At 50.0% G+C, this 25484-nt stretch carries 21 protein-coding genes; 9 read left to right on the top strand and 12 right to left on the bottom strand.

Annotated elements, in window-relative coordinates:
* Positions 1 to 84 precede the first annotated feature (84 nt).
* Positions 85 to 930, bottom strand: a complete 846-nt coding sequence (locus tag ACKFKH_RS25355; RefSeq protein ID WP_446861125.1) for a metalloregulator ArsR/SmtB family transcription factor — start codon at positions 928 to 930, stop codon at positions 85 to 87.
* A 129-nt stretch (positions 931 to 1059) separates the two neighbouring features.
* Between ACKFKH_RS25355 and ACKFKH_RS25350 the strand changes: the two genes are divergently transcribed.
* Positions 1060 to 3324, top strand: a complete 2265-nt coding sequence (locus ACKFKH_RS25350) for an AAA family ATPase (RefSeq protein ID WP_446861124.1) — start codon at positions 1060 to 1062, stop codon at positions 3322 to 3324.
* Positions 3325 to 3592: 268 nt separating this feature from the next.
* Entirely contained in the window at positions 3593 to 4822 is a 1230-nt protein-coding gene (locus ACKFKH_RS25345; RefSeq protein WP_446861123.1) for a hybrid sensor histidine kinase/response regulator, read from the top strand.
* A gap of 60 nt (positions 4823 to 4882) precedes the next feature.
* On the opposite strand, the gene ACKFKH_RS25340 is transcribed toward ACKFKH_RS25345, so the two are convergent.
* The 3 genes from ACKFKH_RS25340 to hpnA all read right to left on the bottom strand — a co-directional run bounded on the left by ACKFKH_RS25340 (position 4883) and on the right by hpnA (position 8856).
* A complete protein-coding gene (locus ACKFKH_RS25340) occupies positions 4883 to 6508 on the bottom strand; it encodes a glycosyltransferase family 39 protein (RefSeq protein WP_446861122.1) in 1626 nt (541 codons plus the stop codon).
* 221 nt (positions 6509 to 6729) lie between these two features.
* Complete coding sequence (gene hpnH, locus ACKFKH_RS25335; RefSeq protein WP_446861121.1) at positions 6730 to 7746, bottom strand: adenosyl-hopene transferase HpnH; 1017 nt, start codon at positions 7744 to 7746, stop codon at positions 6730 to 6732.
* 120 nt (positions 7747 to 7866) lie between these two features.
* Positions 7867 to 8856, bottom strand: coding sequence for a hopanoid-associated sugar epimerase (gene hpnA, locus ACKFKH_RS25330; RefSeq protein WP_446861120.1), 990 nt, complete (start codon positions 8854 to 8856; stop codon positions 7867 to 7869).
* Positions 8857 to 9002: 146 nt separating this feature from the next.
* On the opposite strand from hpnA, the gene ACKFKH_RS25325 reads away from it, so the two are divergent.
* Entirely contained in the window at positions 9003 to 9401 is a 399-nt protein-coding gene (locus ACKFKH_RS25325) for a hypothetical protein (RefSeq protein ID WP_446861119.1), read from the top strand.
* Between the two features lie 15 nt (positions 9402 to 9416).
* Positions 9417 to 9584 carry a hypothetical protein gene (locus tag ACKFKH_RS25320; protein WP_446861118.1) on the top strand — a complete coding sequence of 56 codons (168 nt, stop codon included), beginning with the start codon at positions 9417 to 9419 and terminating at the stop codon, positions 9582 to 9584.
* Between the two features lie 317 nt (positions 9585 to 9901).
* Here the strand turns inward: ACKFKH_RS25320 and ACKFKH_RS25315 are convergent, their stop codons facing one another.
* From ACKFKH_RS25315 to ACKFKH_RS25305, 3 genes are all read right to left on the bottom strand, one after another.
* Positions 9902 to 11716: a protein kinase domain-containing protein gene (locus tag ACKFKH_RS25315; RefSeq protein WP_446861117.1), complete on the bottom strand. Its 1815-nt coding sequence runs from the start codon at positions 11714 to 11716 to the stop codon at positions 9902 to 9904.
* Positions 11717 to 11879: 163 nt separating this feature from the next.
* Positions 11880 to 12566 (bottom strand): DUF924 family protein, encoded by a 687-nt coding sequence (locus ACKFKH_RS25310; RefSeq protein WP_446861116.1) that lies wholly within the window; start codon positions 12564 to 12566, stop codon positions 11880 to 11882.
* A 384-nt stretch (positions 12567 to 12950) separates the two neighbouring features.
* Complete coding sequence (locus ACKFKH_RS25305; RefSeq protein ID WP_446861115.1) at positions 12951 to 14033, bottom strand: class I SAM-dependent methyltransferase; 1083 nt, start codon at positions 14031 to 14033, stop codon at positions 12951 to 12953.
* 352 nt (positions 14034 to 14385) lie between these two features.
* Between ACKFKH_RS25305 and ACKFKH_RS25300 the strand changes: the two genes are divergently transcribed.
* Positions 14386 to 15129 (top strand): DUF561 domain-containing protein, encoded by a 744-nt coding sequence (locus ACKFKH_RS25300; RefSeq protein WP_446861114.1) that lies wholly within the window; start codon positions 14386 to 14388, stop codon positions 15127 to 15129.
* Between the two features lie 197 nt (positions 15130 to 15326).
* On the opposite strand, the gene ACKFKH_RS25295 is transcribed toward ACKFKH_RS25300, so the two are convergent.
* Positions 15327 to 16712, bottom strand: a complete 1386-nt coding sequence (locus ACKFKH_RS25295; RefSeq protein ID WP_446861113.1) for a LuxR C-terminal-related transcriptional regulator — start codon at positions 16710 to 16712, stop codon at positions 15327 to 15329.
* Between the two features lie 522 nt (positions 16713 to 17234).
* Entirely contained in the window at positions 17235 to 17621 is a 387-nt protein-coding gene (locus tag ACKFKH_RS25290) for a hypothetical protein (RefSeq protein ID WP_446861112.1), read from the bottom strand.
* A gap of 71 nt (positions 17622 to 17692) precedes the next feature.
* On the opposite strand from ACKFKH_RS25290, the gene ACKFKH_RS25285 reads away from it, so the two are divergent.
* The 4 genes from ACKFKH_RS25285 to ACKFKH_RS25270 all read left to right on the top strand — a co-directional run bounded on the left by ACKFKH_RS25285 (position 17693) and on the right by ACKFKH_RS25270 (position 22466).
* Complete coding sequence (locus ACKFKH_RS25285; protein ID WP_446861111.1) at positions 17693 to 18364, top strand: response regulator transcription factor; 672 nt, start codon at positions 17693 to 17695, stop codon at positions 18362 to 18364.
* A 159-nt stretch (positions 18365 to 18523) separates the two neighbouring features.
* Positions 18524 to 19825 (top strand): sensor histidine kinase, encoded by a 1302-nt coding sequence (locus tag ACKFKH_RS25280; RefSeq protein ID WP_446861110.1) that lies wholly within the window; start codon positions 18524 to 18526, stop codon positions 19823 to 19825.
* A 564-nt stretch (positions 19826 to 20389) separates the two neighbouring features.
* Positions 20390 to 21499 carry an HhoA/HhoB/HtrA family serine endopeptidase gene (locus tag ACKFKH_RS25275; RefSeq protein WP_446861109.1) on the top strand — a complete coding sequence of 370 codons (1110 nt, stop codon included), beginning with the start codon at positions 20390 to 20392 and terminating at the stop codon, positions 21497 to 21499.
* 340 nt (positions 21500 to 21839) lie between these two features.
* On the top strand, positions 21840 to 22466 hold the full coding sequence (locus ACKFKH_RS25270; protein WP_446861108.1) for a DUF4142 domain-containing protein: 627 nt from the start codon (positions 21840 to 21842) through the stop codon (positions 22464 to 22466).
* Positions 22467 to 22730: 264 nt separating this feature from the next.
* On the opposite strand, the gene ACKFKH_RS25265 is transcribed toward ACKFKH_RS25270, so the two are convergent.
* The 3 genes from ACKFKH_RS25265 to ACKFKH_RS25255 form a co-directional block, all read right to left on the bottom strand.
* Complete coding sequence (locus ACKFKH_RS25265) at positions 22731 to 23585, bottom strand: M56 family metallopeptidase (protein WP_446861107.1); 855 nt, start codon at positions 23583 to 23585, stop codon at positions 22731 to 22733.
* Positions 23576 to 24004 carry a BlaI/MecI/CopY family transcriptional regulator gene (locus tag ACKFKH_RS25260; RefSeq protein ID WP_446861106.1) on the bottom strand — a complete coding sequence of 143 codons (429 nt, stop codon included), beginning with the start codon at positions 24002 to 24004 and terminating at the stop codon, positions 23576 to 23578. The genes ACKFKH_RS25265 and ACKFKH_RS25260 overlap by 10 nt, the downstream gene beginning before the upstream one ends.
* Positions 24005 to 24225: 221 nt before the next feature.
* Positions 24226 to 25458 (bottom strand): alpha/beta hydrolase fold domain-containing protein, encoded by a 1233-nt coding sequence (locus ACKFKH_RS25255; protein WP_446861105.1) that lies wholly within the window; start codon positions 25456 to 25458, stop codon positions 24226 to 24228.
* Between the last annotated feature and the right edge of the window lie 26 nt (positions 25459 to 25484).

The raw sequence follows: 25484 nt of genomic DNA, 5'->3' as shown, positions 1-25484 counted from the left end.
GACATTACAATCTGCCCAACGTAACTGGTACTTTATTTAATTGCATATCCCTAAAGTCGTCTGCCTGAAGTCTCGATCGTTTCCTCACACTTGATTTTGGTCGATCGCGCTTCGCAGTTGGGCTTCTAAGCTCTGGCGGCTAAATCCTAACTCTTCTAAAACTCGTACGCCTAAGCCTTGCCCTTCGATCAAAAGTCCCAATAGCAGATGCTCGGTGCCGATGTAGGAATGCCCTAACTGTTTGGCTTGTCGGAGGGCAATTTCTAACGTCTCTTTGGCTCTGGGCGTAAACGGAATTTTGTCAGGAGTGCCTGATCCCCGTCCGATTTGGCGCTCGATCGCGGACTTCACCGTCTCTAGCTGCACTCCCGCAGATCGAAAGACTTCTGCAACCAGTCCTGTGTCGTCGGTCAGCAGTCCCACGAGAATTTGCTCAGTCCCCACATATCGATGTCTTAGTCGTCGCGATTCGGTTTGGGCCAGTAAGATTGCCTGAATCGCCTTTCCGGTAAATCGCTCAAAGCCAGGGAGGTGTAGCCGCAGTTCGCTCAAAAAGTTTTGCACAGGTCGGAAAAAGTTGTCAAACATAGACCCTCGTGGATTGGATGAATTATCTGGTTGGGGTTGAGAAATTTCGGACTGCGAGCAACCGTTGTAGAGAAAGGTCAGCAGGGACGAAACGGTTTCCACATTGGCGGCATATCTGAGAAACTGACGATCGCGCTGCACAGTTACCAAGCCCTCTATCCGCAGCTTCTCTAAATGGTGAGACAGCGTGGAATTGGGGATCTTGAGTTGAGTTTGCAAATCGCCGACAGACACCTTTTCGGGATAGGCCGCCAACAAAAGCCGCATTACATCCAGCCGGGCCTCTGACCCCAGAGCGGCAAAAATATCCGCGTAACTAGCTGAATCGTGATTTTCAGTCATTCTAGAATTATCGAAATAACCTGTATTTCTAGAATAGCCGAAATAAAGAGAGCGTCAAGGAGATTTTCTTAAAGTTCCTCAGAATCGGAGGGCAAAAGCGCCCAACAATGAAGCAAAGAATAGAGCGAATTGGCCGTAAACTTGAGGTCGATCGGTTGCCTGAGAACGCGATCGACCCGCTCAATTTCCCCGGCTCGAATGGAACTGTTTGATCACCATCGTCAAGCCATCACCGCAGCAGAAGCCCCTCTTGCGGATCGAATGCGCCCCCAAACGCTGGATGAATTTGTTGGGCAGACGGCAATCATTGGTCAAGGGCGACTGTTGCGACGGGCGATTCAAGCCGATCAACTGACTTCACTTATCTTCTACGGGCCGCCTGGGACTGGGAAAACCACTCTGGCGCGGATCATCGCCAACACGACCAAAGTACACTTCATCGCTATCAATGCGGTTTTGGCGGGGGTTAAAGAAATTCGAGAAGCCATTTCTACCGCTCAAGAAAAACGCGGCCTCTACAATCAGCGCACCATTCTCTTTGTGGATGAAGTGCATCGGTTTAACAAATCTCAACAAGATGCGCTGTTGCCCTGGGTCGAAAATGGCACCGTGACCTTAATTGGAGCGACGACCGAGAATCCTTATTTTGAAGTCAACAAAGCGCTGGTGAGTCGATCGCGCCTCTTTCAACTCAAGCCATTAAATGAAGACGATCTGCGGCAGGTCATCGCCCAGACCTTAAGGAATGCTGAACGGGGGTACGGCAATTGCACCATTCAACTCGATGCCGATGCCCTGGATCATTTGGTCAATGTCGCCAACGGAGATGCCAGAGCCTTACTCAACGCGATCGAACTCGCCGTCGAAACCACGCCACCCGACGCAAGCGGGACGATTCACATTTCCTTGTCGGTCGCTGAAGAATCGATTCAGCAAAGGGCCGTTCTCTACGACAAAGAAGGCGATGCTCACTTTGATACGATTAGCGCGTTTATCAAAAGTTTGCGTGGGTCAGACCCCGATGCGGCGCTGTACTGGCTGGCTCGAATGGTCTACGCCGGGGAAGATCCGAAGTTTATATTTCGACGAATGCTGATTTTGGCGAGCGAAGATGTGGGACTGGCCGACCCTAACGCGGTGGTGATTGTTCAGGCCTGTGCCGAAACCTTTGATCGCGTCGGAATGCCAGAAGGTCGCTATCCTCTTGCCCAGGCTGCTTTGTATCTGGCAAATGCGCCCAAATCGAATAGCGTCATGGGCTTTTTTGATGCGTTGGCGGCCGTCGAGCGAGAACGAGAATCTGAAGTGCCGCTCCATTTGCGAGATGCCAACCGCGACAAAGAAGGCTTTGGGCATGGGGCAGGCTATTTGTATCCGCACTCGTATCGAGAACACTGGGTTGCTCAACAGTATTTGCCCGGAAGTTTGCAAGGTCAAGTCTTTTATCAACCGAGCGATCGCGGCTTTGAGGCCACTATTCTCACCCAAGTCACTCGCCAACGAGAAGCACAACTCGCCGCTTTAGTAGAAGTCGCTGACACGCCTGAAGGCTTAACGACGAGTCCCACAAATTCCAGTCTCGATCGCTGGCTCCAACGCACGCTCGGTCAAGTTGGTGAAAAATTGGCACGGGTGCGCGATCGAATTTTTGAACTAGCCGCCCCTCAGCGCCATCATTTGATTCTCGATCTGAATGCGGGTAGTGGACTGCTCACCTGGGAAGCCATTCGTCAAGTGCCCGAAGGCGGCGTTTATGCCTGTGTGCAAACTGAGAAGGACTACACCGCCCTAGTTGAACAAGCCCAAACCCTGGATGAGTTGTCGCGTCCGGTGATCGTGCGATCGCTCTCAGACTTAGAAGCCCCTCAAAATCCGCCCCGTTTCGATCGCATTCTCGGCCGCAACGCTTTGCAATCCGCCTCTGACAAAGCGATCGTGCTGACTCAAATTGCCCGACTTTTGCAGCCTCAAGGCGTTCTGGTTCTAGCAGAATCGATTCCACGTCAGGCCCAGCGGCTGTATCGATTATTGAATCCCACCTGGTTAGAGGCTGAGTTGCTTGATCGTCTGGCCCAAGCCGAAGAAGCCATTTACGCAGAGGCCTCTGACCCACGGGTGAACTGGGACACTGACGACTTACAGAGGTGGTTTGAGCAAGCAGAACTTAAGGTAGAAATGCATTTGACCCGATCGCTCACCGAAATTTACTTAACGGCGGACTTGTGCGATCGCTGGTTTGCGACCCATTCAACTCCGCCAACCTACGCCGATCGCCTTTCGCGCTACCTATCTCCCACCGAGATTTCTCAAATCAAAACCTTATTTACTCAAAGGCTGTGTCACCAAACCGTTGCCTGGGAAAGCACTTTAATGTGGAGCCGTGCCCATTTGTAGATTGGTAAAGAAATAGCCAGTACAAGCTCTCTGGTAGAATAAACTACTTTAGTGCATCCGCTTAATCTAGGAAACATTTAAGCCAAATGGTTGAACTTTGTCGATTGAGTACCCTGATTTAAATCACACTAAAACTCAAATCACACTAGAATACTGATCTCAATTACGTTAAGCTCAATCACGTTAAACTCAATCACATTAACGATTCTGATTAAACGATTCTGATCTTGACCCAACTCCACTCAGAGGCACACAGGACAATTTGACGATGACGGGCAAAAAGATTTTGATCGTTGAAGACGAAAGCGTGGTGGCACTCAATATTCAAGTGCGTCTTGAGGCTGCAAATTACTGTGTGGTGGGCGTTGCGGATTCGGATCAGACTGCCATGACGCTGGCGATCGCCACCCAGCCCGATCTAGTTTTGATGGACATCCGACTTAAGGGCGGTCAAAATGGCGTGAGCGTCGCCGAAAAAATTCGCAAACAGTCCGACGTTCCAATCGTTTATCTGACCGCCTACACAGACACTACGATTTTGCAAGAGGCGCAGCAGACAGAGCCGTACGGCTACATTCTCAAACCTTTTGACCCAGCAAATTTGTACAGCACGATCGAGATTGCGCTCAAAAAACATCAAGCTCACCAACAACTTCAAACGCTCAACCACGACTTAGAACAGCGCATTCACCAACAGACACAAGCGCTCAAACAGGTCAGGCAACAGTTAAAAGTAAAAGTCGCTGATCGCCAACACGCCGAAACTGCAACGCTAGAAGCCTCCGCCAAAGAACGAGAACTCAATGACTTGAAATCACGCTTTGTTACCACGGTTTCTCATGAATTTCGCACGCCGCTGTCGATCATGATGACCTCTGCGGAATTGCTAGAGCGAATGGGAAGCGCTTGTCCCGAAGATCGTCGAGTCACCTACCTACAAAAGATTCGAGAAGCGGTGCGATCGATGACGCGGATTTTGAGCGATATGCTCACCCTGGGCAAAGTCAAGTCAGAAAAGCTTGAATTCAATCCGACGTGGATCGAGTTGCGATCGTTTTGTCAAAAAATTATCTCTGATCTGCAATTAAGCGAAACGAGTTCTCCACCGATTCACGTTGAGATTTTGGGCGATCGTACCGAAGGGTTTTGGGACGAAGCGTTGTTGACGCTGATGCTGGTCAATTTGTTAAGCAATGCGGTCAAATATTCACCTGATCGCACGCCTATTTCTCTATCGATTTGCTGTCTGATCGCTTCTGAGCCTGAGTTTGTGATGTTTCGTGTGCAAGATCACGGGATTGGCATTCCTCCCGAAGATTTACCGCGTTTATTTGAGTCCTTTCACCGGGCCCAAAATGTCGATACGATCGCAGGTGCTGGATTAGGACTAGCGATCGTGCAGCAGTGTGTCGAGCGTCATCAAGGTAACATCGTCGTCGAAAGCCAACTGGGACGAGGCACGATCGTCGAGGTGAAACTGCCCAGAGGAGCATTCTAAGGAATGAGAATTAAATCATGTCGAGTCTTAACAGTTGAAATCCACAATCCTAAGTTCGTTCTAGCTCCCTTTTTTGACCAATTGCCAGCCCTGGAACGATCGCACTGTCTTGAGTTGGGGAGATTTTTGGGCGGCTAAGTTGGGGTCGATCCAGGCATAATTGTCCGACTGAAGCGCGTCAGGCTGAGTGAAATTTTTGCCGAGTTTTGGCGTGTAGAAGTTGAGTAACAAAAAAGTTTTGCGACCGTCGCGATCGAGCTTTTCTGGCTGCACGACAAAGCTAACCGAATTGTTTTTTAGAACGGTCAAAACCTCCGATCGCTGCAAAAATTGCTTCAGGTCATGGGCGTAGTCTCCCCACAATCCCGTTCCTGTCAGGGCTGTCAGTCCGAGCCACGAGGCCAACAGCCACCCAGCCAGCCATTGTCGAGACGAGTTTGACAAGTTCGTTTGATGTCGTCTGAGCCAAACGATCGGCAAACTCAGCCACCCCAATCCGACAAAAAGGGTGACGATCGCGCCCAAATACACAACGTCAGACTTGAGACCCGGAATCGTGATCAATCGCGTTAAGACGACAAAACTCGTTCCTAGCAGGACGATCGCCAATCCGCCAATCATTAGATTCAGCCCATTCAATAAACGGTACTGTTTGCCTTTGCGATAGAGATAAACCAACCGATCTAGCGCGATCGCCGCCCACAATCCTACAAACGGCATAAGTTGGAGCGGGTAATAGTGCGTCTTGGTGCCAAACAGCGTCAACTCGACAAACAGCAGCCCAGGAAAGCCGATCAGCAGCAGGCGTGAATGATTGGTTTGCAGCAACCGCCGTAATTCTAAATTCCGAAAGGCAAGAATCAATCCTGCTAAAGCAAAAAACACCCAGGGAAAGCCATTTGCGGGAATATTCCAGACGTAGTAAAACGGGCCGGCTCCCTGGTAAGTCTGACCTTTGAGATGAAAGAGTTTGCCAAACAGTTCGTCGATCGGCAGTCTGCCATACTGAGCGATCGCCAACCCCAACCAGCCAACTACTGGAATCAGTCCCAACACGAGTCCCGCATACAGCCAGGGATTTGTCAGATGTCGATGTCGTCGCTGTTGTCCGATTAGATAAGGGAGAAGCGCGATCGCCGCCGGGACAATCATAAATCCTTTGATCAGGAATCCTAAGCCGAAGGTCGATCCAGCGAGAAGTGACCACAAAGGAGAGTGAGGCGTGAGGCGTGAGGCGTGAGGAGGGGAGAGTGAGGCGTGAGGGGTGAGGCGTGAGGCGTGAGGAGGTTCTGAAGTAGATTGTCTGCTGCTTTCGCTTTCGAGAAGTGCCCAGATACCGATGAGTTCAATACAAACCAGGACTGAATCTTGAGTTGCCAAGCGTCCGTACTGCACCACCAAGGGAATCACGCTGAAAATGGCCGCTCCCAACCAGGCGAGACGGGGACTCAGCAAGTGACAGCCAATTCGATAAGTCAGTAAAACGCTGAGAATATAAGCGATCGCGCTAGGCAATCGAGCCGACCCTTCACTCACGCCAAACAGCATATAACAAACCGCTATCAGCCATTGAATGCCGATGGTGCGATCGAACCCCGGATTGCCACCCCACTGCACCGTCACCCAATCACCCGTCTGCAAAATCGCCCGCGCCTGAGTCGCATAAATCCCCTCATCGTGAGCCATCAAGCTCTGTTGGCCACTTCGGAATAGAACGAGAGGCAGCGCCCAGAGGAGGAGGGTGAGGTAGGGAAGAAGGGATGAGGGGTTGTCTTCGACACGCTTCGCGAGAGGGATGAGGGATGAAGCAGGAAATGAGAGTTTCATACAGGGGCTTGTGTCCGCAAACTCTGATCAGATGACTCTACCTCAAAACTCCCCACACCTCACTCCTTACTCCTCACTCCTTACTTCCCAAAGACGGCACCGAGCGATCGCCCAATATTTTGCGGTTGCATCGAGTCCATTGCTGCGGTGGGTTCGTAGCCACAATGCACCATGCAGTCTGCACATTTGGGGTTGCCGCTGGCTCGACCGTAGTGGCTCCAGTCGGTTTTGTCGATGAGTTCCCGGTAGCTGGAATAGTGACCTTCGTTTAACAAGTAACAGGGCTTTTGCCAGCCTAAAACGCTGTAGCTGGGCATTCCCCAGGGTGTGCATTCGTAGTCTTTTTCGCCTGTAAGAAAGTCTAAAAACAGCGGGTTGGCGTTAAAGTTCCAGTTTTTTTTGCCTGCGGTGTAGGGAGCTAAAATTTCTCGAAACAGGGCGCGCGTCTGATCACGAGTTAGAAAATGCTCCTGGTCGGGGGCCCATTCGTAGCTGTAACCGGGAGAAATCATCATGCCGTCGATGCCCAGCGTCGTCAGATAGTCGAAAAACTCCTGCATTTCCTGGACTTTTGCGCCGTCAAAAATGGTCGTATTCGTCGTCACCCGGAAGCCTCTCGCTTTGGCTGCCTTGATCGCTTTCACCGCCGTATCAAAAATGCCCTTGCGATCGACACACTTATCATGCCATTCGCGCATTCCGTCTAAGTGAACGCTGAACGTTAGATAGGGAGAGGGCTGAAACTTATCGAGACTCTTTTCTAACAAAATGCCGTTGGTGCAGAGATAAACAAATTTTTTGCGATCGACCAGTCCCCGCACGATCTGATCGATTTGGGGATGCAGCAGCGGTTCGCCCCCGGGAATTGCTACCACAGGCGCACCACATTCTTCGACCGCCGCAAAGCACTGTTCTGGGGTCAGATTTTGCTTGAGAATGTCGGTCGGATGCTGAATTTTGCCACACCCTGAGCAAGCCAGATTGCAGCGAAACAAGGGTTCTAACATCAGCGTCAGCGGAAAGTGTTTTTTCCCTTTCAGCCGTTGCATGACCAGATACTTGCCAATCTCGATCGCTTGCTGTAATTGAATCGCCATGATGTTCTCCTCACAAGATAGGGATGAGGGGTTGTCTTCGATGATCTGTTCCCCCTTTGGGGGTAATACGCTTCGCAGAGGGATGAGGGATGAAGCTTTGATTTAAGCCTGGTTCATTTCTCATTTCTGATCTGTGTAACCCCTTGATATAAACCAGTTTACGGCATCCTTTAAGGCGACGGGGATGGGGGTTTGTGGGAGTCCCAGTTCGACGATCGCCTTTCTCGGATCGTAGTACATCGGATGCTGAGACATCTTCACCCCCTCGATCGGGACTGAGGGCGATTTGCCCAACGGTGCAAGCAGGCGTTCATCAATCCAGGCGACGCTGAGGGGAATCCAGATGGGAATCGATCGAGCCGGGGTCGGAATTCCGGTAATTTGACTCAGTTCGTCTAACAGTTGTTTGAGGGTGAGATTTTGGTTGCCGAGAATGTAGCGATCGCCCGTCTTCCCTTTTTGCAAGGCTAATAAATGCCCTTTGGCAACATCCTGGACGTGAATAAAATTCAATCCGGTATCGACGTAGGCAGGCATTTGTCGTCTCAAAAATCGCAGAATAATATCCCCCGTCGGCGTAGGTTTGAGATCCCACGCTCCGATCGGACTGCTTGGATTGACAATTACAATATCCTGTCCGGCTTGAATCGCTTTGATGGCTTCCTGTTCGGCCAGATATTTGGATTTTTTGTAGTACCCGACTAGCTTTTCGACGGGCGACTGATGCGTTTCGTCTACAGGCTGATGATCAGAACCAACCCCGATCGCCGCCACCGAACTCGTATAAACGGTGCGTTCAACTTTTGCCTGACGAGCCGCCGCCAACACATTCCGCGTTCCCAAGACGTTGTTTTGAATGAGACGATCGCGATCCCGTTGCCAGAGAGAATAGTGCGCCGCCACATGGAACACACATTCGCATCCCCGCATTTTTTCATCCAGGTTAGGATCGTTGAGATCTCCTTTAACGATTTCAACATCAAGACCCTGCAAATTATTTAATGGACTCTGATCTCGCACCAGCGATCGGACGGTATGCCCTTCGTCCAACAGCAGTCGGATCAGATTTGCGCCGACAAAGCCCGTTCCACCCGTGACAAACGCTTTCATCTGTGAATTTCTATCTCCAACATACAAAGCCTGCGAGTTTGGAGCAGTCGCACTTTTTAGCTTCTAAAATTCAAGTAGACCCGCTTCAAGATTCGGTTTGAGAGATCACCCGACCTATCCTTCATCACGCATCAGGAGCCTGGATCATGATACATCGTTCTCACCAACTCGCAGTTTTTGGGTTGACGCTAATAGGTGCCGCGATCGCCCATGCAGAAGGGGTTTATGCGCGTCCCTCTGTCGTTTCTGATCTGGGTTCATCCTCTAAAGCCAATCAACTCACCGTCTCAGAACAAACGATCGGAGTCGGCTGGCAAATCATTGCACCCACGAGTGTAGGAACGCTCAGAACCCCAATCAAACAGTGTCAAACGATCGCAAGTGCCACCCCTTCAAACACCTGTGCAAGACTCGTGCGCGATCCCAACCCAACCTCACAACTTCAGCAGAGGTTCAACACGCGGCCCTCTCAGCAGACCGTCAACTTGTTTCCGATCGACCCGCTGCCCGCATCTGTCCGGTTCCTCAATATCACTTCGCCCTAAATAGACGTGAATTCGATGAAATTCCTCGCTGTAGCGATCACTCCAGGCAGCCCCCTAAATCCCCCAAGTTTGGGGGACTTTGAGCCAGAAATCCTGTCCGAAAGTCCCCCAGATTTGGGGGGTTGGGGGGCAGAAGCGTTAAATACCGAAGCGAAAAGACTCTATCGAATTCACGTTAAATAGGTAGCAATTTGTAGCGATTGTCTTGAAAGTCAAGAGGGAGAGCCAACATCTCTCAACACACCCTACGCAATGGTCGGTTTTATTAAATCCACAACCCTCAGATTCTCTCATTGCTCTCAATTAACGTCAGTTCGATGAGAGTGACTCGCTTCGTTGCGATCAGCTTCAGCCCCCTAAATCCCCCAAAATTGGGGGACTTTGACCCAGAGAAAGTTCCAGAGTTCAAAGAAATTATGCTGATTCAAAGTCCCTCAGAATGGGGGATTTAGGGGGCGAATCCCCTGGCAACGAAGCGAAAAAGTTTATCGAACTGACGTTCAATTAGAGCGTCCCGATCGCTGCCGCATCTGTTGCTGTAGACCTAAAGCAGGTTGATAGTTGGGTTGAATTTGAACTGCTTTATCAACCGAGACGATCGCTTCATCAAATCGACGCAGATTCCAGAGTGCAACTCCCCGACTATTCCAGGCTTCGACCAAATCAGGCTTTCTGCGCGTCGCTTGATCAAACGCAGCCAACGCCTCAGCCGGACGATTAAGCTGTAATAGCGCAGTTCCTTTATTGTTCCAGGCTTCTGCTAAATCGGGTTTTAGAGTCGTTGCCCGATCGTAGAGCGCCAATGCCTGCTGATCTTGCTCCTGGCGATCAAGAGAATATCCCTTACTCCACAACGCCTCTGCATAATTAGGATTTAACTTGAGTGCCACATTACAGGCTGCGATCGCCTCTGTAAATTTCTCTAACACGTTCAAGCTATAGCATCTCCCCCAATGTGCTTCTGGAGACTTTGCGTTAAGGGCGATCGCTTGCTTGTAAACGTCTAATGCCTGTGCAAATTGCTTTCGCTCTCGCAACTGATTGGCCTGGGTTAGTAGCGTGGCTGCTTGAGCGATCGGATCGGGAGAAGGTGAAGGCGACACAACCGCACGAGACACCTGGGCGCTAGAGGACGACTGGCTAATGGGTTGAGGAGAAGGCGAGGGCGAGGGCTTGACGAAGACAACCAATCCCCCAAGAACGGCTAACCCGGCGAGAGATAGCATTCGTGTTCTAGGCTCCAGTCGCTTTAGCTGTGTCAGCGTAGACAGCCAGACTGTATTAAGGGCTGTCAAAGGTTCAGAAGGCAAAGGTTCGGGATGAGAAACTTCTACTTCTTGACCAACGGGTTGCTGACGAGGAGACGGCGGGTGATGTGGAATAGTAGCCGCTTGCTTCTCATAGTTGATCGTGGAATCTTGAGTCGGCGGAATTGGAATGGACAAAGAATTTGCGGATGGGATCGCCAACTGCTCGATCGCCACCAGCGCTTCTGCGGCCTGTGTGTACCGGGTACGAAAGTCATAGCGAATCATTTTGTCCAAAACCGCCGCAAACGCTTCACTCACCTGAGTTGCCTGATCTCGCCATTGAATTTCGCTGGTGTATGGGTCATCAACGAGAGATTTGGGTGAAACGCCCGTCAATGCCTGAATTCCCAACATCCCAACGGCGTACACATCGCTACTAAAGCGGGGAGTTCCGGCGAATTGCTCATTGGGCATGTAGCCCGGAGTGCCGATCGCAATCGTCTGGGTTGCGCCTGAATTAGAGTAAGTGAATTGAGTCGTTACTTGCTTGACGGCTCCAAAATCAATTAAGACGATCCGACGATCGTGACGGCGGCGCATTAGATTAGCAGGTTTGATATCGCGGTGAATCACATTCTGCTGATGCACAAAGGTCAAAACGCTGAGAAGATCCCGCAAGAGGGCAATGACCTGAGATTCTGCCCAGGGCTGTCCAGCGATCAACTCTTTTGTCAGAGGCTCCCCCACGACTAGCTCTTGAGCGAGATAAAACTCTTGTTCATGCTCAAAGTGTGCCAGCAGACGAGGAATTTGGTCGTGACTTCCAAGCTGATAGAGCGCTTGAGCTTCTGCATCAAACAATCGTTTAGCTGTTTGCAGGCTTTCTACGTCAGAAAACTGAGGCTGGAGGCGCTTGAGGACACAATGGGGGTTTCCAGGCAGGTGAAGATCGGCCGCGATAAAAGTCTGACCAAAGCCGCCTGCGCCCAACTGCTCAATCAGCTTGTAGCGGCCGCCTAAAAGGGGTTCAGGTGTTTCTGATTGGGAGGAACGAAAGAAGCTCACAGACTTATCTATCCTGCTATTGAGTGCCTTCTTGACTCTTTATTCATTGAGCGGTGGGATCAGGTAGATGCGTTGGAACTTGGCGATCGAACTATACCCTCAAGTCTATAGATGCTGGATCGGGGGTACAAAGTTCCCATAGAGGGATTGACCCATTCTAGATTTACGAAAGTAGTTGTATCAAATGGGGCGGGAACGGATGGTTATGAGCAAACTGTCCATACGCCAGATATTCTAGTTCTTCGGGGGTCGATCGCCGTCCTAGCAGTTGATTGCGATGAGGCTGACGACCAAACCGAGCAAGCACCTCTCGATGTCTACGAGCCTGGGCCGCCGAAAACTCCAACAGCGATTGGTGGTCTGGGGGTGCCTCTTTGACAAGCTCATCTGCAAGCTCGATCGCCCACTCCAAGTGATTGAGATCCTCAGAATGACCCAGCGGCATAAAGAAAAAAGTCTTCTCCCAAGGCGTTTCTAGTGCTGTGTAGTGCCCTAAATGAATGCCGTCGATCGCCAGTTTGCAAGCCTTCGAGTCTTGTGCAAATGCTTGAGCCGTTCCCCGATAGAGCGATCGTGAGAACTGATCCAGAATAAGAATCAGCGCCAATCGCGATCGAGGTTTACCCGCCCAATCGTCCAATTCGCCTCGTGTTGCTCGCTGCATGAGACATGAAAACCGCTCGATGATCTCGCCATCTCCACCGCCCCGAAACCACCAGGCCCACTGACGAACGATCGAGGCTTGATCGCGAGTAAATTCATTGGGAAACCAGAATTGTAAAACTTCTTGTGATCTGTGAGCTTGCTCAAGTGAGTGTTTCTGGATTTCGTTAAGCGTATTGTCAGACATTGATGATCCTCCCTGAGTCACCTGATTGAATATTTGGGCAAAAATTGATTTCAGTCATTGCGATCGTCCGCCAAATTCAATGGCAGTATTTTGTTTGCCAAAGCTGTGCTAATGCCAAGCTCTGATTGTTCAGGTGTAGTTCCTTGTTTTTTCTGGGTGATAGCCTGGTTGATAAATGCTGAAAAAGATCGGGTCTCAAAGAGCAGTGAGTCTTGTTTATTTGGTCTCTGATAGCATGATGCTAAGGTACAGATTTGGCACATTGTCAGTCTCCTCCTGGCGCAGAATGGCGAAAATAACGGTTCAGTCAGGTGTAGATGAGTGAATGGTGAATCAGTGAACAAGCCACCCATCTACACGGCGCAAAACTTTTGCCATGACGCACTAGTGCTTCTGAGCAATGTAATAGTCATTTATAAAGTCATGGTCGAGTTGCTTAATTTCTACCTTGGCGAATCCTGCTTCTGTGAGCATCTCTAGTGCCTTTTCTTTCCCCCACATTGTGCCTAGTCCCATGCCACCTGTTGCTAGAGAAACCGTCATGCAGTGCAGACAAGAGATGGTATAGAGCCAGGGTGCAGCTAGATGATCGAGATTGTCATGAACTTGACTAGCAGCCCGAATATCCTGCATCAAATAAATTCCGCCAGAGCGTAACGCCTGATGAATGCCACGCAACACGCGATCGGGGTGTGCCTGATCATGAACGGCATCAAAGGTACAAATCAAGTCGTACCGTTCTACTTCGTCCAGGTTTGCCGCATCTTTAACTTGAAACTGAGTATTGATTAACCCGCGATCATGGGCTTCGGACTGGGCGATCGCGATCGCTTCTTCAGAAAAGTCATACCCCGCAAAGCGACTGTTCGGAAATTGCTGGGCCATCGCATTGATCGCACGACCACTCCCACAACCGACATCCAGAACATTAATCCCCTTTTCTAAAGCGGCTGTTAAACCGGGAACCATCGGGAGAATTGCTTCTTGTAAAGCCGTAACTACGGTCTGCCCGCTATCTTCTGCCATCACTTCATGGAAGCGCTTGTAAGCAGAGTAGGGAACGCCCCCGCCCTTGTAGAAGCAGTCAATTACCTGATCTTCAACCGTTGCCATCAATGGAACAAATTGAGCCGCGACAGCCATGTTATTGGGATTGGCAGATCGCGTCAAGAATGCAGCGTGTTCGGCAGGCAAGGAGTAAGCGCTTGCGATCGGGTCGTAGTCCACAAAACGCCCTGTCACCATCGAAGCTAACCATTCCCGCACATATCGCTCGTTTAATCCGGCGGCATCGGCAATTTGTTGACTTGTGGCAGGTGGCAGATTAGCCAACGTATCAAACAATCCAGTACGGTGCCCGATCGAGGTCATGATAGCGATCGCACCACTATTTAAGATGTCTAGCATTCGTCCAGCGAACGCTTCTGATTTTTCTTGATTAAAGTCTGCTGAGTTGAGAGTTTGCATGATTGTCATCCTGATGACGTTAGGGTTGTTTTCAGACACTCCTTTAAGCTGGAGTTTTCTAAGCAAGTTGGTAGGTCTGAGTCTGTAGGTTCCCACCCTGTGAAAGGTGTATTCAGACCAATAGAAAGCAGGCATTACAGATCGTGACAGGACGATAATTGGAGTAAAAATTTCGTGGCTCTAGTCATGGACTTAAAGACTGCTCTATGCATTGCTTCTGATTACACGTTCATTGAGTGTGTTTTATGCGGGTGGGGCGTGAGGAAAGTGAACTCAACTCAAAACTCCCTAGAATCTCCGGGCAGACGGTGGCAAAATAGTCTGTACTCATTTTCGTTAGTTGAGAAACTTTATGACGATTTCTCCCACGCTACAAAACGCCCTTGCGCTCGGTCGTGCCCTCAAGATTATCAGTGGCTTAAATAACTTTGATGCCGATCGCGTCGCTGCTGTTGTGAGAGCGGCCGATCGCGGAGGTGCTACGTTTGTCGATATTGCTGCTGATCCTGATCTGGTGCGGATGGCTAAACAGCTTACAAACCTGCCCATCTGCGTTTCTGCGGTCGATCCTGATTTGTTGGTCATCGCTGTAAATGCGGGAGCCGACCTGATCGAAATCGGTAACTTTGATAGCTTTTATGCCCAAGGTCGTCGATTTGAAGCCGAAGAAGTGTTGGCATTAACTCAGAAGACTCGTGCATTGTTGCCGACGATCGCCCTTTCGGTCACCGTGCCTCACAGTTTGCCGCTCGATCAACAAGTCCACCTCGCTGAGGCCCTGGTCAAAGCCGGAGCCGACATCATCCAAACCGAAGGCGGCACCAGCAGCGAACCGACCCACTCTGGCGTATTGGGACTGATCGAGAAAGCCGCTCCTACGTTGGCCGCTGCCTATGAGATTTCTCGCGCGGTGGCGGTTCCTGTCCTTTGTGCATCTGGATTGTCGAGTGTGACGGCTCCCTTGGCGATCGCTGCGGGTGCTGCTGGCGTGGGGGTCGGATCTGCGGTCAACAAACTCGATAGCGAAGTGGCAATGATTGCTGTCGTTCGTAGTCTAGTCGAGGCGCTGGCAGTCAGCCAAATCAGCGTTAGATAGCGATACGTCCGAAAGATTGGGATCGTCGATCGCGTGAATTTGATGAAATCACTCCGGTCATAGATTCAGAAATGCCCCCAAATTCTCCACCAGTGAGGGACTTTGAACAAGAGATTTTGTCTGAAAGTTTCCCAAGTTGGGGGGTTGGGGGGCAGAAGCCATAAACGCCCCAGCCAAAAAAACTTATCGAATCCACGCTAAATCCAGTGGTTGACAACTGCTTGATAAAGCGCCTGGTAGCGAGTCTTTGCCTTTAGTTTTGAGAGAACGTTGTTCATATGAAATTTGATCGTACTCTCGCTGATGTGCAGTTCTTGAGCAATCTCTCGATCGCGCATCCCCTGAGCTAACCTGGTCATAATTTCTTGCTCACGATCGGATAGTCCTTGAGTTTCTGGCTGCTCGCCTCCCCAGGTTTTTCCTTGAAGAACGGACTCGATTGCTTCGCGTAGCTGCCCCGGACTGATCGACAAATCAAGCGTTGCTTTCACATCTTGAGGGGTTGGTTGACCAGAAGCAATCCATAAAACACAGTTGGCGGAATGAATCTGTTCTAAATCATCGGTTAGTAACGGAATCGCTGAGTCAGAAGAAGTTGAAACGCTTAATCCAGCTAAATAAGACAACTGAGTGAATGCTAATTGTAAAACCGACGATCGACACTGAATTCGTATTCGTGAACCCAGCACACAGTTGGGATAAGGCAGCATCAACAAAACTTGAATTGCTTTTTGACTAACTGTTTGAATGCTGAGAGTTCCGCCCAGACAGGATGCTACAAACAGCAGTTCGTCAAACGCAAATACCATTTCTGGCGATCGCTCTCCCGAAATCATCGCCTCTAATGAAATACGATCGTCTCCATAGGTCAGCCGACAATAAATGCACTGCTTTTGTCCGAGAAGCTCAGTCGCTCTGAGAAACAGATTAATCAACGGGGTTGTCAGCGATCGCTCAGTCCCCACCAGCATCAGACGGGTCGTTTGCAGCAGATCAGACAACTGCTCAGACAGCGGCGCACCAGTAGAGGATTGGGGAATTTGCTGTTTTTGTTGTTGATACAGAAGCGCATTCTCTAAGGCAACCGTCACCGTCGTACATAGCCCCTGCAAAACTTCTAGAAATTCGGGCTGCATCATCTGCTGACTAAAGACCGCCAACACGCCGACCACCTTGCCGTTTGCCGCCAGCGGATAGCCCGCAAATCCCCGAATTTTGTGCGCGATCGCCCACTCCCGATCCTTGACCCAGGTTTCTTCGGCTAGCTGATTACTCAAAAAAGGAATGCAGTGCTGTGCGATTTTGCCCACTTTGAAGGCCCCCATCGGCACCCTGGCAAAGGCTCCATCCAGCCGCGTATACACCCCCGAAGAAGCGACCAGTCTGAGCATGGTGCGATCGGGTTCCACAATCCAAATCCGCGCAAACGCACAGCCAAACTTTTCGACTAGCCCCTCGGTGACTTGACGAGCGATCGTTTCAGGTTCCAAACAGCCACTCAGACTTTGAGCAATCTCATTGCCCTGCTGTAGCTCAAACAAAAGCCGGGCCGAATCCAAAAATCCAGAATTTAGCTCAGACACGGGGATTGTCTTGTGGGATCGTCATAGTGTATTCAGGCGCAGTTTGTGAATTAATGTTGTACTCTCCATTACAAGAAGAAGAATTCTGGCAATTTCTAAAAAAGAATTTACAGACAGCCTTTCTCTATCAAGTCGTCATGAAGACCCATATTCTCATTCTCCCTGCTTCTTAATGTGAATTCGATGAGAGTTTTTCCGCTCCGTTGTTCACAGCTTTTGCCCCCCAACCCCCCAATTTTGGGGGACTTTCAGAGAGGAATTCTGTTCAAAGTCCCTCACCCGTGGGGGATTTAGGGGGCGTTCCTAGATCTAAAAGCGAAGCGAAGCGTTCATCGAACTGACGTTACTTAGAAAGGGGCAAAAAAATTGAACAGCGAAGCGAAAAAACTTCACCAACTTAACATTTTTTACTTACCGCTTCTGGTGGATTCGGAGGCACAGTCTAGAGATGCCCCTTAATTCCCCTTCAACAGCGACGTTGATCAGAAAGTTGCACATTGCCTACTAATTCAATTCACTATCTTAATCACCTTGCACGATCCGATACTCGATCGCTTTCTTTACCTTCTCAAGTGGTAATCCCATTTCTTGGCTAATTTGTCTCTCGATTTGGGCAGGCTGCGTCGTCAAAAATTCATACTCCAGCACCTTCAATTTTGAATGAGTCGTTTGCACCCTGACCCTGGAAATGCCTCGACTGGGAGCGATCGTCGCCTGCATCGATAACACCTTGATTCTCGCCTCTTGAGAATTAACTGACAGAGCCTTGTCGAGTCCCGAAGAGCGGCTCACCACCCAATCCATAATCAATCCACTTCCTGACCAGGCCAACAAACCCAGCACAGGCAACAAGAGCCAAAATTCTAGCCCCAAAGACCGAAACACTTTGAACCACGAGTAGCGAGGCATGAAATCACCACGAAAGTCCGATGAATAATGGGGCAGTGCTATAGGATGGGAAAAACAAATCTGCAAGCGGCATGTTGATCTTACTCGCTGAAGACGACCCGGCACAATTGGAACCCCTCCGCACGGCCCTGTCAAAAGTCGGTCACGCGGTCGATGCGGTCGAAGATGGAGAAACGGCGCAATGGCTGATTTCTGACCGCAATTATGACTTGCTGATATTAGATTGGATGTTGCCCAAAGTGAGTGGTCTCGATCTCTGTCGCCATTATCGTCGAGTCGGCAAAACTGCTCCCGTCTTGATGTTGACAGCCAAAGACACAACCTCCGACAAAGTAGCAGGACTGGACGCAGGAGCCGATGATTATCTGGTGAAGCCGATCGATGTGATCGAGTTGTTAGCCAGAGTTCGGGCACTGGGACGACGATCGCCGCTCTGGAAAGGAGACACCTTGAGCTTAGGAGAGTTGCAGCTTCATTTGACCAATCTAACGATCGAGCGTCACGCTCTCACAACTCAGCTATCCGGGCGCGAATTTCAGCTTATGGAATATCTAATGCGTCACCCTCGCCAGGTGTTGTCTCACGAACAGATCGAGCAGGCGCTTTGGGGATGGGGCAGTCAGCCAGAAAGTAATGCTGTGACGACGCTCGTCCGCAGACTTCGGCAACGATTGCAGGCGGTGGGCGCAAAAGATTGGCTAGAAACGGTGTATGGGGTAGGCTACCGTCTGAGTGATGATTAGCTAAAACGAAATAAGCTTTGTCTTAAAGTTCCCTAGAGGTGGGAGGCAGACGCTTGACCACGCAGCGGAAAGACTTTGTTGAATTTACGCTAAAACGAAGGGGGCAGTCAGATCAAAAAATCAATTCTCAACTCAATTACTTGAAGTCACACATTTTTGATGTTCGATCGCAGTCGCCGAAATCTTGCTTATTGGTTTGCTTTCTCAATGGGGAGCATTCTGATTGTCTTTGCGGGGGTGGGCTATTCTCTGGCCGTGAAGGAGCAGCTTAAGGCGTTTGATGGGTCGCTGTATAAAAGAAGTCAGGCGATCGCGGATCAACTGCTTGGTGCGTCAGACCCAATCCCTCCAGAAATGCCGCTGTGGGAAGACAAACCCAAGCTCAATCCAGATTTGCTTTACATTCGATTTTATGACCCAACAGGGCGGCTAATACGAGCTTTGGGCGATCGAGGAACTGGGCAACTAGACACGACAGCGGGATATCAAACGCTGCAACGGTGGAAATATCGTAATGGGTCATTCACCAAACCAGAATGGCTCCGACAAATTACGATCCCGGTACGGCGCAACAAACAGCCGATCGGGTATCTGCAAGTAGCCGCCTCGCTGACTCCGCTGCGTCAAAGTTTGAATGAGGCGCGATTTTTTTTGATGTTGGGCGTGCCGATGACGTTGGGTGTAATTGGGTTAACAGGCTGGTTTTTGGGTGGATTGGCCATGCAGCCGACACGACGATCGTATGAACAATTACAGCGTTTTACCGCCGATGCCTCTCATGAATTACGCGCCCCGGTTGCGGCAGTGTTAAGTAATGCTCAAGTCGGATTGATGCCGCCCGAAGATTCGCAAGAACAACACTTGAGGTTACAGAATATTGTCGAGATTGCGAAATCGATGAGTACGCTGATTGGCAACTTGTTATTTCTCTCGCGCAATGAAGGACAATTAAATCCGACAACGCTACAGACAATTGATCTAGTTGAAATGGTGCGATCGCTGATTCCAACTTATACAACGCAAGCAGACACCCAACAACTCACGTTCACAACACAGCTTCCTGATCAGCCAATTTTGCTCAAAGCTGACGCAGAACTGCTCAAACAAGCCGTCGTCAATCTGCTCAACAATGCCTTCAAATATACGCCTGCTGGGGGCACGATTCAGCTACGAGTTTTGGCTCCATCGAGTCGGGCGATCGTTCAGGTTGAAGACAGCGGCATTGGCATTCCGGTTGAAGATTTGCCTCATGTGTTTGAGCGATTTTATCGAGTGGATATGGCGCGATCGCGGCAGACGGGAGGATTTGGATTGGGGTTAGCGATCGCACAACAAATCGTCCAGGCGCACCGAGGTCAAATCACCGCTACTAGCACTCCGGGCAAAGGTTCGACCTTTCAGATTGAGTTGCCGCTACGATCGCCCTTGAGAACTGCCAAGCCAGCGATCGATCTTTCTTAAGGAACGCGAGTTTATTAACCTGAAATTCTCTAAATATGCCTAGTCAGCTAATTTTGGCTTCGTTTCAATGGGTTGCAGCCCCCCAAATCCCCCAAATTTGGGAGACTTTGAAGCTCGAACCCGTTTTGCAATTCCAGAATTTTTTTGGTCTCAAAGTCCCCCAGAATGGGGGATTTAGGGGGCGAAGTCGCTTGGCAATAAACGATCTTATTTAATTCACGATCCTAAATCGCTCTTTCTTAAGGTCAAGAGTTCTTGTTTAGAGTCGTCCCTGATAGAGGCTTTAGGATTAAAAAACGCGAGGCGAACAATTTCATCAAATTCAGCTTCTCTTAGAATTGGAGACATACGGAATTTTACATTCATCTCAAACAACTCATTTGGGTGCTGCCAGTCTCAGGGCCTCTACTACAGGGTTTACTCAGTGTGACATTTCTTTGTCATATTCATTCGCCACACTAAAGAAAGCAAGAAATTAAGTTAATCGTTGGTGGACGGCTTTCTTGGCTGGTGAGGAGGACATTTTTTACAGGCTCGACATCCCTTCTTTTCTGGAACTCAACAATGGCTGCTAATCTTTTACAAAAATCGATCGTTTCGCTCTCTCTCGTTTCAGTCGGCGCAATGACAGCCGTTTTGGGGTCACACCTCGCCCCAACCAATGCCGGACAATCTCAGCCACTAGTCGCTCAACTTCCGGCAATTCCGGGAAATGACACCAATTTCATCTCAAATGCGGTGGATAAGACCGGGCCGGCTGTCGTTCGGATTAATTCTTCGCGCACGGCGCGCAGTCGATCGGCTCAAGGGCGACAGTCTCGTGGCACTGGATCAGGCTTCATCATCAAATCGGATGGACTGATTATGACTAACGCCCACGTAGTCGATGGGGCAACCAGCGTAACGGTGACGCTTAGAGACGGACGTGAGTTTGCGGGGCGCGTTTTGGGAGAAGACCGACTGACGGATGTGGCCGTGGTCAAAATCCAAGCAAACAATCTGCCAACCGTTGGGCTGGGCAACTCAGATCAACTCAAACCAGGAGAATGGGCGATCGCTATCGGTAATCCACTCGGACTCGACAACACCGTGACGGCTGGCATCATCAGTGGGACGGGGCGATCAAGCAGCGAAATTGGATCTCCCGATCGGCGAGTCAGCTTTATTCAGACCGATGCGGCGATCAATCCGGGCAACTCAGGCGGCCCCTTGTTAAATCAGCGCGGTGAAGTGATTGGCATGAATACGGCAATTATCGGTGGCGCTCAAGGGTTGGGGTTTGCCATTCCGATCAATCGCGCTCAACAAATTGCAAACCAACTGATTGCCAAAGGTGGCGTTGACCATCCTTATTTGGGCGTTCAGATGACGGATCTCAGCCCTGCTAATCGAGATGAGTTAAACCGCAATCCTGAGTTAGGAATCAGAGTGCAAGTCGATCGCGGAGTATTAATCGTCGATGTCGCCCAAAACTCTCCTGCTGCCAGAGCCGGACTCAGAAAAGGAGATGTGATTTTGGCCGTCAATGGTCAATCGGTCAAAGCGTCTAACGAGGTGCAGCAAGCGGTTGAGAGAAGTACGATCGGGTCTGATTTGGCGGTGGAGGTCAATCGGTCAGGTCAAACTGTAAAGCTTGCAGTCAAGCCCGGTGCATATCCTATCAGCGAACGTTAATTAATTAGAGATTGGGAATGGATCATGAGCAGCATCAGGAGCAATGATCCATTTTCCATTTCTAAAAAACGCTCTCAAGAACTTCACTCGATTAAAAACTTGAACGCATTTAATACAGATTCTAAATCGCAAGCCTAACGAAATTCCCTCCTCCCTCCTCCCTCCTCCCTCCTCCCTCCTCCCCTTCTAAACCTGACTTGAGAGAGAGGAAACCTCAAGCCGTCAAGTCACCATTAGAGATAGTCGAGACTTCTAGCGATCGCCACAACTGGTATTTCAAACCGTTGAATTTTTGCGGAACCTCATATCAAAAAAATGGACTTGATCAGGAAAATTAGAAATGAACAGAAAAGTTCTAGCCGCCCTCGCGTTTATCGTTGTTGGATTTTTTATCTCGATCGGCTACTCCGCAGTGGCTCAAACCCCTCGTATCACGCCCGCTCCCAATGCTCAAGCTAACTCCCTCGATCGCCAATTTGTTTTAGACGCGGGTCAAGCTGGATTGGGCAACATCATGCTGGGACAACTGGCCTTGCAGCGATCGAACAACCCCAACGTCAGAAACTTTGCCCAAGCTGAAATCAACGAGCAAACTCAAGTAAAAGCTGACCTGCAACGTATCGCCCCCAAACTGAGAATTTCACTGCCAACGGCACCCGGCCCCAAACAACAAGCCATCATGGATCGGATGAAGCCCCTTTCTGGAGTGCAGTTCGATCGGGCTTATCTGGATGAAGGCGGCGTGAATGCTCACTTAGAGAATGCTGCGATTTTTCAACGTGAGGCTGCTTTTGGTCAAAATCCCGATCTGATTGGATTAGCTAACAAAGGCTTGCCCCTGATCAATCAGCACTTCACAACTGCCAGCAGTTTGACCAATTACAGATTTGCTCAGGTGCCCCGACGCTACAACGATTCCAGTCGTCCCGGTGCCTCTGTACCCCAACAACCCGCAACGGCGCAGTAGCCATCTTGAATAATGCGAATTCGATGAAATCTCTCGCTGCGGTTGTCATTTGGGCAGCCCCCTAAATCCCCTACGAGTGAGGGACTTTGAACCGAAAATCCTCTCTTAAAGTCTCCCAGAATTGGGGGGTTGGGGCAGAAGCACTAAGTAACGCAGCGAAAAACCGTTGTCGAATTGTCGTTAATTTAGATAAAAAGAGGGGGCGAAATGATGCCCTGTCACACGCCCCTTTCGATTATTTGCTTGTCCTCGCCTGTTCTCGTCTCAAGTGTGGAAGGGGACAACCACGAGAGGAAGCAAAACCAAAAGCAGCCATAGCCACGATTTCTTGAAGTGACCCGCAAAGGATTGCCCTTCGATCGACCAGTCTGACTCGTCTAACAAAGCATCAATTCGTTCCTCAAGTCGATTTCTCACCACAGCACTGCTAAAAGAAGCACACAAATCTTCGGGCTGAATCTGAGGCGCGCTGACTACAGAAAGTAACGCCTCCGCCAACAGCAGATTATCCACGGTTTGGGCGGCCCAGCGATCGGCTCTCAGTTCGCGTAAGATCAGAAGTTCTTGCCAGAGCGCTTCGGTTTGGGGCAGCCAGGTTGTGAGCCGACGTAGCCAACCGAGCCAAAAAAACCAGAAGGTATCGCGGTAGTAAAAATGCCCCTGCTCATGGACAAAGACGACTGCTAAATGCTCATTATCCAGCGAAGTTAGTAATCCGTTGCTTACGACTAACTCTGGTTGCCAAAATCCAACTTGAGCGACAAAGGGCGTAGGGTTGTCGATCAATCGAGCCGTTCTCCCAGACACTTCGACCAGGGGACACTGACGAATTTTTTGAAGCGATCGCCGCCCTTCAATCAGCAAACGGATGCCCAGAATGATCGCCAAACTCAAAAAACCGATCGCCAATCCATAACTGCCCCAGCCTTCCCACCAGCGCACCATCTGACCGCGTGGCCCCATACAGAGAATGGCGATCGCCGTCGTCAAGAGCAGCAGTGGCGAAAAGAGAAATAGTCCCAGGATGCGATTCCAGCGAGTCGTCGGTTGAGCATTTAAGCTGATATAACGAACGCCAAACGCCGCACTCAGCGCAGACAACAGCAAGATCAAGTGCATGATTTTCCCTCCCTGGCTCGACGAGCGGCTTGTAGTTTTTGGGCGATCGCTTCTAGCTGTTCGACGCTGGCTTGATCGAGACTATCGGCAAACGCAGCGACCACATCAGGGTTTCCGACCGCCAAAAACTGGTTTAACTGTTCATAAGCTTGCAGCGCATTCGCCTCACCTTGTGAAATGAGCGGTCGCCACGAAAAGCTGCGATTTTGTTTATCACAAGCCAGCCAACCCTTTTTGGTCAGCCGATTGAGTACCGTGGTGACAGAGGTGTAAGCTAACTCGCGATCGGGGTCAGTGAGAATGCGATCGTGAACCTCTTTGACAGTGACGCTGCCCAATTCCCAGATGATTTGCAGAATTTCTGCCTCTAAGGGGCCCAGCGAAAGCTGCTTGGGACGATGGTTGGGTAAAGAAACCATTTCACTCCAAATGTGCGGCGTTCTCGGTTTATTTTATAGCAGTTCTTAGTCGAGTTATCTAAGCTGACCAATTCTGAAGGTCGTTTAATTTGACTGTTTGACGGATTGACGGATTGATACGATCGCTCATGCCAGAATCACGCCTCTGTGGAAGGGTGCTATCCAAATTCTGTCAAACATGGCAGCGAAAAAATTTTGTCGAACTCAGATTAACGGCCAGATTAACGAAGCACAGATGCCAAAAACCGCTCGGTGTAATATAACGCTAACTGATTGCTGACTCCGTTAAATACAGCGTCAAAGGCATGTTCTGCCCAGGGAATCTCGATAAAAACTGCCTGACTGTTGACAAGTTTAAGTTGCTCAAACAAGGCTCGTCCAAATTTTGACTGCACCAAATGATCGTTTTTGCCGTAGATGAGCAGCGAGGGCGGCAATGGGCGCGTCACATAGCTCAACGGAGAAGCGAACTGATAAGCTTCGGGCAATTCGTCAGGAGTGCCACCCAAAAAGGCTTTGAGAACAGTGCGAGAATCGATCGGGTCAGGGTCAGGCGGATCGCGATAGCCAACCGTCAGATCAACTGGGCCATAGTAGTTGACGACAGCGCGAAAGGGAAAAGAATTGGGGGGATAGGCCACCAGCATCGCTAAATGGGCACCTGCTGAACGTCCCATGACGGCCACGCGATCGAGATCAATTTCATAGTCATCTGCACTTTGACGAATGAAATTGAGCGCCGTTTTGATGTCTTCAACTTGTGCCGGAAATCGAAACTCAGGGGCGTGACGATAATCTACAGCCACCACGACATAGCCCCTCGCCGCCATATATCGACTAAACGCCTCATTGCTGCTGGGCGTGCCCGATCGCCATGCGCCTCCATAAATGATCACGATCGCGGGATACTTTCCAGACTGCGACGGTTGATATAAATTTAACTTTAAAGCTGCACTGTCAGGATTCGCAAATTGAATACCAGGGGTATAGCGAATTTCACCAAGCGGAATGCCACGAAACGAATCTAGCAACGCGAAGGGAGACGGTCGAAACTGCGCCTGTTTTTCTTGAGGAATCTCTGATAGATAGGCTTCTCCCAACGCTTGACGCATTGCTGTAGAGGCTCGTTGATGGGCGATCGGAAACTGCATCAGAGGAATCAAGCTCAACACAAAAGCTACAACACTACACGCAAATGCGATTCGATAGATCCAACCGTGATGAAGGCCTCTCAGCATCAAAAGAACCGCAAAAAGATTGAGCGCGATTAGCCAGGGACTCACTTCTGGGGCACCAACGGCCAGCGGTAACAGTAAAAAAGTAGGCGCAGGCGTAACAATCCACAGCGAGAGAAACAGCCCAACTAAACTCAACAAAGAAGGAATCAGCAGTGAAAATAACAGCGCCACACACCCCGCGATCGTGCTTTGATTTGACCTTCGCTTTCTGTTCATTGACCTCCTAGTGGACGGAAAACGGT

Source organism: Phormidesmis sp. 146-20 (assembly GCF_052939475.1).
The sequence above is the reverse complement of the archived record's forward strand: the minus strand, read 5'-3'. Positions and strand labels throughout refer to the sequence as shown.

What these genes read in the sequence shown, in the direction of transcription:
- ACKFKH_RS25355 (WP_446861125.1), bottom strand. Translation starts at nt 930, where the DNA reads ATGACTGAAAATCACGATTCAGCTAGTTACGCGGATATTTTTGCCGCT.
- ACKFKH_RS25345 (WP_446861123.1), top strand. Translation starts at nt 3,593, where the DNA reads ATGACGGGCAAAAAGATTTTGATCGTTGAAGACGAAAGCGTGGTGGCA.
- ACKFKH_RS25340 (WP_446861122.1), bottom strand. Translation starts at nt 6,508, where the DNA reads ATGGCTCACGATGAGGGGATTTATGCGACTCAGGCGCGGGCGATTTTG.
- hpnH (WP_446861121.1), bottom strand. Translation starts at nt 7,746, where the DNA reads ATGGCGATTCAATTACAGCAAGCGATCGAGATTGGCAAGTATCTGGTC.
- hpnA (WP_446861120.1), bottom strand. Translation starts at nt 8,856, where the DNA reads ATGAAAGCGTTTGTCACGGGTGGAACGGGCTTTGTCGGCGCAAATCTG.
- ACKFKH_RS25325 (WP_446861119.1), top strand. Translation starts at nt 9,003, where the DNA reads ATGATACATCGTTCTCACCAACTCGCAGTTTTTGGGTTGACGCTAATA.
- ACKFKH_RS25320 (WP_446861118.1), top strand. Translation starts at nt 9,417, where the DNA reads ATGAAATTCCTCGCTGTAGCGATCACTCCAGGCAGCCCCCTAAATCCC.
- ACKFKH_RS25310 (WP_446861116.1), bottom strand. Translation starts at nt 12,566, where the DNA reads ATGTCTGACAATACGCTTAACGAAATCCAGAAACACTCACTTGAGCAA.
- ACKFKH_RS25305 (WP_446861115.1), bottom strand. Translation starts at nt 14,033, where the DNA reads ATGCAAACTCTCAACTCAGCAGACTTTAATCAAGAAAAATCAGAAGCG.
- ACKFKH_RS25300 (WP_446861114.1), top strand. Translation starts at nt 14,386, where the DNA reads ATGACGATTTCTCCCACGCTACAAAACGCCCTTGCGCTCGGTCGTGCC.
- ACKFKH_RS25290 (WP_446861112.1), bottom strand. Translation starts at nt 17,621, where the DNA reads ATGCCTCGCTACTCGTGGTTCAAAGTGTTTCGGTCTTTGGGGCTAGAA.
- ACKFKH_RS25285 (WP_446861111.1), top strand. Translation starts at nt 17,693, where the DNA reads ATGTTGATCTTACTCGCTGAAGACGACCCGGCACAATTGGAACCCCTC.
- ACKFKH_RS25280 (WP_446861110.1), top strand. Translation starts at nt 18,524, where the DNA reads ATGTTCGATCGCAGTCGCCGAAATCTTGCTTATTGGTTTGCTTTCTCA.
- ACKFKH_RS25275 (WP_446861109.1), top strand. Translation starts at nt 20,390, where the DNA reads ATGGCTGCTAATCTTTTACAAAAATCGATCGTTTCGCTCTCTCTCGTT.
- ACKFKH_RS25270 (WP_446861108.1), top strand. Translation starts at nt 21,840, where the DNA reads ATGAACAGAAAAGTTCTAGCCGCCCTCGCGTTTATCGTTGTTGGATTT.
- ACKFKH_RS25265 (WP_446861107.1), bottom strand. Translation starts at nt 23,585, where the DNA reads ATGCACTTGATCTTGCTGTTGTCTGCGCTGAGTGCGGCGTTTGGCGTT.
- ACKFKH_RS25260 (WP_446861106.1), bottom strand. Translation starts at nt 24,004, where the DNA reads ATGGTTTCTTTACCCAACCATCGTCCCAAGCAGCTTTCGCTGGGCCCC.
- ACKFKH_RS25255 (WP_446861105.1), bottom strand. Translation starts at nt 25,458, where the DNA reads ATGAACAGAAAGCGAAGGTCAAATCAAAGCACGATCGCGGGGTGTGTG.